The following is a 10,077-nucleotide window of genomic DNA, read 5'->3' on the forward strand; positions in this document are numbered from 1 at the left end:
GGGCATTATTGCCGCAGCCACGCGCCGCTGGCGTGGGTGGGGGCTAGTTTTTTGTCGGTAGGGCGGCTCGCCGCCGTGCTCCGCACATGCTCAGGCTTTTGCGGAGCGCTCGCGGGCCAGCCGATGTCGCTGCGATGGAAGGTGCTGGCTCTGTGGATCGGTCGCAGTTTGGAGACGGCACCTATCAAATGACGGCCTATTTTCATACCGGAATAGCCAGCAGTTCCGTTTCCATTCGTCTGACGCCCGTCACCAGGTTGCGAAAGCTTGCAGAGCGAGCATTGTCCAATTGAAGGTACTTTCCGATCTCCCGCGAGCCAGCCACCTTTTGATACCGGTTACCTGTTATTAACTTAAGCTCTTTACTTGGATTGCCAATAGCATCTGGGGATCGGAACTTGCGATTGTTCTGGTGAGAGGCAAGCCTGCTCATCTGTAGAGCCATGCCGACCGCCGCGAGGTCTGCGAGGTAGAAAGTCTCAAGCTCGGTGCACGCGATTCTCACAAGGCAGAATTGAATCTTTCCAGAAAGTCTGCAAATTCCCAGTAGATTTTTTTTGACCGCTCGACAGTCGGGATGGCTGTCCAGATCTCTCAGTATGACGAATCGAGCTAATGAATTCTGATAACCGCGGATACGACGTTCTAGTTGTTTTTCCAAGTCTTGCTTGCCTTCGAAAGCGATAAGCCGATATTGGATGTCATTTGACAAGATCCGAGGTAGTAAGCTTTCCAACATGGCTCGAGCGGAATGCTCCTCCAGAAGAAATACAAGTTCCCTCATTGCGGATCGACTCCGTCGAAGAATCCCTGTTTCCACAGATAACCAAGTTGGTCGCCCTCCTTGACATAGCTGGAAATTTGTTGGTTATCGCGCGCGCGATGAACTTCGGTGCACCCATTTCGCTTTACCAGCCAGCACGCCTCGTCGAGCTCGGCAGAATTCAGGAAATCAGGCGAGTGAGTAGATACCAGCACCTGACCGCCACGTGCAGCATACATGCGGAATTCTTCCGCAAGTTCGGTCATGAGTTGCGGGTAAAGTTGGTTTTCCGGTTCTTCGACGCAAAGTAGCGGATGAGGAGAGGGGTCGTAAAGAAGTACCAAGTAGGCGAACATCTTGATCGTGCCGTCAGAAACATATCGGTCAAGGAAAGGTGTCTTGAACGAACCGTCCTGGAACCGTAGGGTCAGATAACCATCGTCCATTAGTTTAGGTTCAACTGAGGCCACTCCGGGAACGCGTCGCGCCATGATGTCGAGGATGCGCCGAAATACTTGCTGATGGCGTTCATTCATGTATTGAGCAACTAGCGGTAAGTTGTCGCCGCTTTCCGACAAGTGTTCAGAATCACCGGTGGCTTCCTTGCGCCCTCTCGCCGCATTGATGTGAAAATCAGAGACGTGCCAGTTCTCGATTAATTGTCGGAAGGCGTTGGCAGCCTTGAAACGCTCGAATTGTCCCAGTCCTTTGATCGCTAGCGTATCAGGAGCGACTTTTTGACTCTCTCTGTCCAGTTCCTCGTCGGGTTTCTTGAAGTCCTCTTCGTTGGTGATTGCATAACCTACACCTTTGGAAAAATTCAAGAAATGATAGGGGCTGCCATAGCGCCCACGTTTGTAGCGTAATAGCTCGCTTTGCACGATGGGAGCGCCATTCTCTTCGCCAATCTCGATTGAGTAGGTCACCAGCCGCTCTACGCCAGTTATTTCCATTCGGTATTGGAGTTCGATCAGAATGGAATCAACTGTAGGATCACACCCGCGGCTGAGAACCTCCCGGAATCGTCCCCGCTTGTCCAGTGCTTGCCGGACGTTTCCCTTGAGGCAGTCATGGAGAAAGCCAAATACATCGAACAACGTGCTCTTGCCCGATCCATTGGCGCCAACGACGACGAGAAACGAAGGCATGTCCTTCAAGTGCACATCGCGGAATGCCTTGAAGTTCCTTAGCCGGATTGATTCAATCTTCATGCTGCGGGCTCCGCGCGTAATTGGTTGTTATGAAAACAGATGCATGGTGGTCTATTCGACGCATCCGGACCACTTGTAGTCTCCTGCCAGCCGGTACCAGGTGAGGGTCGATCAGCCAGGGTTGAATTTGTTTCAGTGAAGAGGTTTCCCACTTACTGGTCGCGCTCGCGGGCAATCGCACGCCAGCCGATATCGCTGCGCTGGAACGCGCTGGGCCAGTGGATCGGCTGCAGGCCGGCGTAGGCGGTGCGCTGGGCGTCGTGCACGCTGTCGCCCAAGGCCGCCACGCACAGCACGCGACCACCGGCGCTGACCACTTCGCCGGCGGCGTTCAACGCCGTGCCGGCGTGGAACACCTTGGCGCTGGCCGGCACCGCATCCAGGCCGGTGATGACTTCGCCGGTGACCGGGGTTTCCGGGTAGGGCTTGGCGGCGATGACCACCCCCAGCGACGGGCGCGGATCCCACTGCGCCTGCGCGCTGTCGAGCTTGCCGTCGATGGCTGCGTTGAGCAGATCGACCAGGTCCGACTGCAGCCGCAGCATCACAGGCTGGGTTTCCGGGTCGCCGAAGCGCACGTTGAATTCGATCACCTTGGGCGCGCCATGCGCATCGATCATCAGCCCGGCATAGAGAAACCCGGTGAACGGCACGCCGTCGGCAATCATGCCCTGCACGGTCGGCTCGACCACCTCGCGCATTACCCGCGCATGCACCTCGGGTGTGACGACCGGGGCCGGCGAATAGGCGCCCATGCCGCCGGTGTTTGGGCCGGTGTCGCCGTCGCCGACACGCTTGTGGTCCTGGCTGGTGGCCATCGGCAAGGCGTGGGTGCCATCGACCATCGAGATGAAGCTGGCTTCTTCGCCGTCGAGAAATTCTTCGATGACCACGCGTGCGCCGGCGTCGCCGAACGCATTGCCCGACAGCATGTCGCGCACCGCGTCTTCGGCTTCGGCCAAGGTCGTTGCCACGATCACGCCCTTGCCGGCGGCCAGGCCATCGGCCTTGACCACGATCGGTGCGCCTTTCTCGCGCACATAGGCAAGCGCGGCGTCCACGTCCGTATGCACCGCGTAATACGCGGTGGGAATGCCATGGCGGGCAAGGAAATCCTTGGCGAAGGCCTTGCTGCCTTCCAGCTGCGCGGCCTTGGCGGTGGGCCCGAAGATGCGCAGGCCGGCCGCATGGAAGCGGTCGACCACGCCCAGCACCAGCGGTACTTCCGGGCCGACCACGGTGAGCGCAACGGCTTCGCGCTGCGCCAGCGCGAGCAGGCCTTCCAGATCATTGACCTTGACCGCCACATTGTGGCACTTGGCTTCGGTGGCGGTGCCGGCATTGCCCGGTGCGACCAACACTTCGCTCACGTGCGCCGATTGCGCGATCTTCCAGGCCAGGGCGTGTTCGCGGCCGCCGGAGCCGATGACGAGAATTTTCATAATTTATAACTCAATATTGTTCAGTCAATCGCACTGCGCACAGCGCCTATAAACGCGTTGAAGCTCTCGGATATATTGCGGCCAGGGTCGATCTTTGCACCAATCAGTCGCGCTGCATTGATCTTGGGTAGTCCTTCTGCAAAGTAGCCATATCGTTTCATGATTCGCTCGAATGCTTCCCAGGTGCCGCCCCTGATGCTGTCTGGTTTCCGATAAGCCTTCTGCTTATCAACAGTCGAGGCTACGCGTGGGAAAACTGCTTTGACTGCTTGCCAATCGCCGAAGTACCAAGCTTCTAATTCTTCAACGACGATGCGTGTCACGAAATTCCATTGGGCGCTTCCAGTTGACTTGGAGATCAGGCCAGATTCTTTTGCAATTTTTTCTAAATTGCTTCGCAGCTCTTTGCAGTCATCCTCGTCTCTATCAACTACGATAATAATCCGCCAGTCTTCCGGGATGTAGTTTGCGTATCCCCTTAGGCGCGCTTCGGCCTTAGCTAATAAGTCAGATTTTCCTTGGAAGGTCTTAATTGCATACGTCTTGTCAGCTGGAATCATGCGCGGGAGAAGCGCGTGTAGAAAATTCTCCATGGAAGGCTCTTCCACGAGAATTTCTAAATGATTTGCGCCCATCAAGTCTTCTCCGGAAGCGGGCTCGCCGGCGCACCTTGATTGGTTAGGGGATCTCCAACGCCAAGCTGGCCCTCCATCCATAGATGGCCAAGTAATGCTCCATGTTTTATGAATTCGCGTATTCCTAGAAGGTCCGCTGCTCGACGAGTCTGCGTGTAGCCCTGATCATCCCTCCAAAGGACGCGGACTTCCTCGGGGCGAAGAGAGTTTAGAAAAAATGGGGAGTGACTCGTGACGAGCAACTGAGTCTGGGCACTAGATTTTCTGCACTCTTCCGCTAGCTCTGGCAGTAGTCTTGGATGGAGAAAGTTTTCTGGCTCTTCGATGCCAATGAAAGGCGGAGGTGCGGGATCATAAAGAAGGACGAGATACGCTAGCATTTTCAGCGTGCCATCCGACGCAAATCTAGCAAGTACAGGATGGCTGAAGGGGGCGTCCTTGATTTGAAGGAGAAGGCGTCCGTCAGGCATCGTTTCAGCAAGAACGCGTTCAACTCTTGGTATGCGCTCTCTCAGCGCCGAGAATACGTCTTCAAGGCGATTCGGATGTTGTTCAGCCAGAAATTGGATGACATTGGCTAGATTGTCACCAGTTCTACTGAGTCTGTCCTGTGGGCCGGCTTCAGGCTGGCCACGCGAACTGTCTGCTGACAGGTAAGAAACATACCAACCGGTAATGAAGTCTCGTAACGCTGCAACTCGCGGGTGCTCTGCGAACTGGCCTAGCGCATTGACGGCTAAAAGATCTGCGGATTTTAGCGGTGTGTCAATACGTTTGTCCTGATCATCAGGACGCTCGCCACTAGCGGCTTTGCCAATTCCTTCTCGATACTCCAGAAAGCGAAATGGTCTGCCTCGCTCACTGCGCCGCCACTGTAGCCACTCCTCAATGACTACTGGGGAACTGTTTCGTTCATCCACCGATAGGTGGTAAGTGATTAATGGATAGCCAGGTTCGCGGTACTTAATCTCAATTGTAATCGGGCCTTCGCTGCCGCGCGTTTTTAGCTCCCTAGCTCTGCCACGTTTGTCCCATGCTCGCCGCAAGCCAAGCTCAAAGCACTCGGCCAAGAATGCAAACACATCGAAAACTGTTGACTTGCCGCTACCATTAGGCCCCAAAAGGACCGTTAGCGGAGTGATATCCCTGAGTTCAAGATCACGAATCGCTCGAAAATTTTGTATCTTTAAATACTCAATTCTCGCCACTTTCCGCGCGATCAATTCGTTTGCCATCAGTCCGTCTCCCGCTCCAACATGAAGTACCTGCGCGTGTATGCCTGTATCAATGCCGGAAATGGCGCACGCCGGTGAACACCATCGCGATACCGTGTTCGTCGGCAGCGGCGATCACTTCGCCATCGCGCATCGAACCACCCGGTTGAATCACTGCCTGGATACCGGCGGAAGCCGCCGCGTCGATACCATCGCGGAACGGGAAGAACGCATCGGACGCCATCACCGAGCCGACCACCGTGAGCTTGGCTTCTTCGGCCTTGAGCGCGGCGATCTTGGCGCTGACCACGCGGCTCATCTGCCCGGCGCCGACACCAATGGTGCGGCTGTCCTTGGCATAGACAATGGCGTTGGATTTGACGTACTTGGCCACGCGCCAGGCGAACAGCAGATCGCCCAGTTCCGCCTCGCTGGGCGCACGCTGGGTGACCACGCTCAATTCGCCCAGCGACATGCCGCGGTTGTCGGCCGACTGCATCAGCAGGCCCGAGCCGATCCGCTTGGTGTCGTAGTTGTTGAGGCCATTACCGTGCGGAATCTTGAGCACGCGCACGTTGGCCTTCTTGGTGGCGTAGTCCAGCGCGCCGGCGTCGTAGTCGGGCGCGATCAGCACTTCGACGAACTGACGATCCAGAATGGCTTTGGCAGTGGCTGCATCGAGCGTTTTGTTGAAGGCCAGGATGCCGCCGAAGGCGCTGGTGGGGTCGGTGGCATAGGCCAGTTCATAGGCATCGCCGCAGCCCGCGCCTACCGCCACGCCGCAGGGGTTGGCGTGCTTGACGATCACGCAGGCCGGCGCATCGAACTGGCGCACGCATTCCCACGCCGCATCGGCATCGGCCAGGTTGTTGTAGCTGAGCTCCTTGCCCTGCAACTGCTGGAAGGTGGCCAGCGTGCCTGGTACCGGATACAGGTCGCGGTAGAACGCGCCGGACTGGTGCGGGTTTTCGCCGTAGCGCAGGTCCATCACCTTGACGAAGTTGGAATTGATCTGGGCCGGGAATGGGTTGCGCGTGGGCACGGTTTCGGCGCTGTCGGCCACCGCCGAGAGATAGTTGCTGATCGCCGCGTCGTACTGCGCCACGCGATTGAACGCCGCCACCGACAGCGCAAAGCGCTTGGCCGCCGACAGCTGGCCGTTGTTGGCCTCCAGTTCGGCCAGCAGGTCGGCGTACTGCGCCGGGTCGGTGGCCACAGCCACGCGCGCGAAATTCTTGGCGGCGCTGCGCAACATTGCCGGGCCGCCGATGTCGATGTTTTCCACCGCGTCGGCCAGCGTGCAATCGGTTTTGACCGTGACCGATTCGAATGGATACAGGTTCAGCACCAGCAGGTCGATCGGCGCGATGCCGTGTTCGGCCATCACTGCTTCATCGATGCCTGCACGTCCCAGCAGGCCGCCGTGCACCAGCGGGTGCAGGGTCTTGACGCGGCCGTCCATCATTTCCGGGAAGCCGGTGAGCTCGGCGACGTCTTTCACCGGCAGGCCAGCCTCGCGGATCGCCTTGGCGGTGCCGCCGGTGGACAGCAGCTCGACGTTGCGCGCCACCAGCGCGCGGGCCAGATCGATCAGGCCGGTCTTGTCGGAAACGGAGAGCAGGGCCCGGCGCACGGGCAGGAAATCAGAAGCCATCGGTGGGGGATGTCGTTGCGGATCAGCCGATATTGTAGGCTGCGCCAGCGCTCGAATGGACTCAACACCCCGTATGGTCTCGATCCATGCTCTGACAGGACGCTTTCAGGCGCTGCTGCGGCCGATGGTGGGCGCGCTGTCTCGTGGCGGCATCACCGCCAACCAGGTCAGGCTCATTGCGGCGGCGGTGTCGTTGATGGTGGCGACCGTGGTATTGCGCGGCGGCCCCAGCTGGCCGCTGCTGTATCTGTTGCTGCCGGTGTGGATGCTGGTGCGTATGGCGCTCAATGCGGTAGACGGCATGTTGGCGCGCGAGTTCGGTCAGCAATCGCGGCTGGGCGCCTACCTCAACGAAACTTTGCGATGTGGTGGCCGATGCGGCGCTGTACTTGAGCCTGCTGGGCGTGCCCGGTGTGAGCGCGCACTGGCTGTGGGTCTTCGCGCTGCTGGCCGCGCTCACCGAATACGCCGGCGTGCTCGGCCTGATGGTTGGCGCCAGCCGCCGTTACGACGGGCCGATGGGCAAGCGCGACCGCGCCTTCGTCATCGGCGTGCTGGGCGTAGGCCTGGCCAGCGGGCTGCTGGGCGCTCGCGGGGTCACCTGGGTGGCCATCGTGCTGAGTCTGGCCTGCATGGCCACGGTGGGGCGGCGCGTGCGGGCCGGCCTGGCCGAGGCGCCCGCAGGCGCCTAGCGGTACATCCCGCAGCGCCGCCGCTGGGCGCGCCGCTCTCGGGTGACCTTTGCGATTCAACCTCTTTCGACGTTTTCAGGATGCTTCAATGCGCACAGTACTAGAGCGCGAGTTCGTCAGTTTCGATGGTGCGCCGCTGTTTTAACGGCATTGGCCGCTGCACGATGCCGCGACTACCGGCACGCCCAAGGCGGTGGTGGTGCTGCATCGCGGCCATGAGCACTTCGGCCGGGGATGCATCGGCCGAAGAACTCGACATGCCCGACGCGCAGTTCTTCGCCTGGGACGCACGCGGCAACGGCCGCTCGCCCGGCGTGCGCGGCGATGCGCCGGGCTTCGAAGCACTGGTGCGCGATCTGGACGGCTTTATCGCACACCTCGGCGCCACCCACGGCATTGCGGTGCAGGACATGGTGGTCATTGCGCAGAGTGTGGGCGCGGTGGTGGCCGCCACCTGGGTGCACTATTACGCCCCACCGCTGCGCGCCTTGGTGCTGGCATCGCCCGCGTTCAAGGTGACATTGTAGGTGCCGTTCGCACGCGCCGGGCTGGCGCTACTGCATGCGCTGCGCGGCAACTTTTTCGTCAATAGTTACGTCAAGCCGCAGTGGTTGACGCACGATCCGGCGCGCGTGGAAAGCGATCGCCGCGATCCGCTGATCACCGCCCCGATTTCGGTCCGTGTGTTGCTGGGCCGGTATGCAGCGGCCGATCGTGTAGTGGAGGATGCGCAGGCCATCACCGTGCCGACCCAATTGCGGGTCTCCGGCGCCGATTCTGTGGTGCATCCGGCCCGCAGGACCGCTTCTACGAAAACCTGCGCTCGCCGATCACGCAGCGGCTTTGGTTGCCGGGGTTTTTCCACGACACCCTGGGCGAGCGCGATCGTGCGATTGCGATTACGCAGATCCGCCAGTTTGTGCAAGCGCGTTTTGCGCAGCCGCCGGTGCGTGCCGCGTTACGCGATGCGCACCGTGCCGGCCCAAGTTTCGAAGAGGCCGAGCGGCTGGCCTGGCCGCCGCAGCGCAACAGCCTGCAGGATCTGCGCTGGCGTGGTGTACGCGCCGGTCTGCGCCTGGGCGGCAGGCTCTCCGAGGGCATCGCACTGGGTTTGCAGACCGGTTTCGATTCCGGCAGCGCGCTGGATTACATCTACCGCAACCAGGCCCGTGGTCGCGGGCCGCTGGGCCGCATGATCGACCGCAATTATCTCAACGCGATCGGTTGGCGCTGCATCCGCATCCGCGGCAGCCATCTGGGCGAGTTGCTGCGTGATGCGGCGGCACGCTTGCGTGGCGCTGGCAAGCCGGTGCGCGTGCTGGATGCCGCCGCCGGGCACGGGCGCTATGTGCTCAAAGCGCTGGGCAGCGGTGCGCAGCGTGCCGATGCGATCATGCTGCGCGATTTCAGCCTGCTCAACGTGACCCAGGGCACCGCGCTGATCCAGACGTTGGGCGCAGGCGATAGCGCCCGCTTCGAACAAGGCGATGCATTCGACCCCGATGCATTGGCAGCAGTACAGCCGGCACCGACGTTGGCGGTGGTATCGGGCCTGTACGAACTGTTTGCCGACAACGACCAGATCGCACGTTCGCTGGCCGGTCTTGCAGCAGCAGTGCAGCCGGGTGGCTACCTGCTCTACACCGGGCAGCCCTGGCATCCGCAGCTGGAATTCATTGCGCGTGCGCTGACCAGCCATCGCGATGGTGTGGCCTGGGTGATGCGTCGGCGTCGCCAGCAGGAAATGGATGCGTTGGTTGAGGCAGCGGGCTTTCGCAAGGTGGCGCAGCGCATCGATGCGTTCGGCATTTTCACCGTGTCGATGGCGCAGCGGATCGACGCATGAGCCCAGCTGCGCGCCCGTTCGGCCGTGCCGCGCTGTGGCTGGCGTTGCTGGGGCCGTTTTTCTTCCTCAGCTATGGACTGGCCAATACGCTGGACGGGCGGGCAACGCAGGTGCCATCGGTGGTGTTCGGCTGGGCGCACGGCATGCCGTTCTGGCCGTGGACCATCGTGCCGTACTGGTCGATCGATCTGTTTTACGCAGCGTCGCTTTTCGTTTGCCGCACTCGCCGCGAGCTGGACACGCATGCGCTGCGCCTGCTCAGCGCGCAGCTGATCTGCGTGGGGTGTTTTGTGGTATTGCCCTTGCGCTACAGCTTCGTGCGGCCACAGACCGATGGCGTGTTCGGCTGGTTGTTCGCGGTGTTATTGGGCTTCCACAAACCCTTTCCTGATTAGCACGCACTTTCAGCGGTGAACATGGTGACATCACGCAGGGCCCGCTCGGACCACGGCTTGCTGGCGGCTGCGGCGGCCAGCAAGCTGGGCACCAGCCGGGTCAGATCGAAACGGCGGTTGAACCGCCACATCGTCTCTGCCAGGTAGCGCTGGGCGTATTTGGCGAATTTGAAGGCGTGCTAGGCACCGTCCAGCGAACGCTTTAGGTTGGACAACACCACGTTG

6 protein-coding genes and 4 pseudogenes are annotated in these 10,077 nt (G+C 60.2%); 3 read left to right on the forward strand and 7 right to left on the reverse strand.

The window, feature by feature from the left end:
• Positions 1-202 precede the first annotated feature (202 nt).
• From WJW29_RS15330 to purH, 6 genes are all read right to left on the reverse strand, one after another.
• On the reverse strand, positions 203-784 hold the full coding sequence (locus tag WJW29_RS15330) for a DUF4276 family protein (protein ID WP_011407472.1): 582 nt from the start codon (positions 782-784) through the stop codon (positions 203-205).
• Positions 781-1,974 carry an AAA family ATPase gene (locus WJW29_RS15335; protein ID WP_011257453.1) on the reverse strand — a complete coding sequence of 398 codons (1,194 nt, stop codon included), beginning with the start codon at positions 1,972-1,974 and terminating at the stop codon, positions 781-783. The genes WJW29_RS15330 and WJW29_RS15335 overlap by 4 nt, the downstream gene beginning before the upstream one ends.
• 152 nt (positions 1,975-2,126) lie before the next feature.
• The gene (purD, locus tag WJW29_RS15340) at positions 2,127-3,416 is read right to left on the reverse strand and encodes a phosphoribosylamine--glycine ligase (RefSeq protein WP_011257454.1); all 1,290 of its coding nucleotides are present in this window, start codon (positions 3,414-3,416) and stop codon (positions 2,127-2,129) included.
• A 20-nt stretch (positions 3,417-3,436) separates the two neighbouring features.
• A complete protein-coding gene (locus tag WJW29_RS15345; RefSeq protein ID WP_011407473.1) occupies positions 3,437-4,051 on the reverse strand; it encodes a DUF4276 family protein in 615 nt (204 codons plus the stop codon).
• The gene (locus tag WJW29_RS15350; RefSeq protein ID WP_011257455.1) at positions 4,051-5,286 is read right to left on the reverse strand and encodes an AAA family ATPase; all 1,236 of its coding nucleotides are present in this window, start codon (positions 5,284-5,286) and stop codon (positions 4,051-4,053) included. The genes WJW29_RS15345 and WJW29_RS15350 overlap by 1 nt, the downstream gene beginning before the upstream one ends.
• A gap of 49 nt (positions 5,287-5,335) precedes the next feature.
• Positions 5,336-6,919: a bifunctional phosphoribosylaminoimidazolecarboxamide formyltransferase/IMP cyclohydrolase gene (gene purH, locus WJW29_RS15355; RefSeq protein WP_011257456.1), complete on the reverse strand. Its 1,584-nt coding sequence runs from the start codon at positions 6,917-6,919 to the stop codon at positions 5,336-5,338.
• Between the two features lie 73 nt (positions 6,920-6,992).
• Here purH and WJW29_RS15360 point away from each other — a divergent pair.
• The 3 pseudogenes from WJW29_RS15360 to WJW29_RS15370 all read left to right on the forward strand — a co-directional run.
• Positions 6,993-7,611, forward strand: a pseudogene (locus WJW29_RS15360) (CDP-alcohol phosphatidyltransferase family protein).
• 157 nt (positions 7,612-7,768) lie between these two features.
• A pseudogene (locus tag WJW29_RS15365) lies at positions 7,769-9,457 on the forward strand (bifunctional alpha/beta hydrolase/class I SAM-dependent methyltransferase).
• A pseudogene (locus WJW29_RS15370) lies at positions 9,454-9,843 on the forward strand (serine/threonine protein phosphatase); the annotation flags it as partial. The pseudogenes WJW29_RS15365 and WJW29_RS15370, both read left to right, overlap by 4 nt.
• Before the next feature lie 5 nt (positions 9,844-9,848).
• On the opposite strand, the pseudogene WJW29_RS15375 reads toward WJW29_RS15370, so the two are convergent.
• A pseudogene (locus WJW29_RS15375) lies at positions 9,849-10,077 on the reverse strand (transposase); the annotation flags it as partial.

Source organism: Xanthomonas sp. JL1, assembly GCF_038405005.1.

What these genes read in the sequence shown, in the direction of transcription:
- WJW29_RS15330 (WP_011407472.1), bottom strand. Translation starts at nt 784, where the DNA reads ATGAGGGAACTTGTATTTCTTCTGGAGGAGCATTCCGCTCGAGCCATG.
- WJW29_RS15335 (WP_011257453.1), bottom strand. Translation starts at nt 1,974, where the DNA reads ATGAAGATTGAATCAATCCGGCTAAGGAACTTCAAGGCATTCCGCGAT.
- purD (WP_011257454.1), bottom strand. Translation starts at nt 3,416, where the DNA reads ATGAAAATTCTCGTCATCGGCTCCGGCGGCCGCGAACACGCCCTGGCC.
- WJW29_RS15345 (WP_011407473.1), bottom strand. Translation starts at nt 4,051, where the DNA reads ATGGGCGCAAATCATTTAGAAATTCTCGTGGAAGAGCCTTCCATGGAG.
- WJW29_RS15350 (WP_011257455.1), bottom strand. Translation starts at nt 5,286, where the DNA reads ATGGCAAACGAATTGATCGCGCGGAAAGTGGCGAGAATTGAGTATTTA.
- purH (WP_011257456.1), bottom strand. Translation starts at nt 6,919, where the DNA reads ATGGCTTCTGATTTCCTGCCCGTGCGCCGGGCCCTGCTCTCCGTTTCC.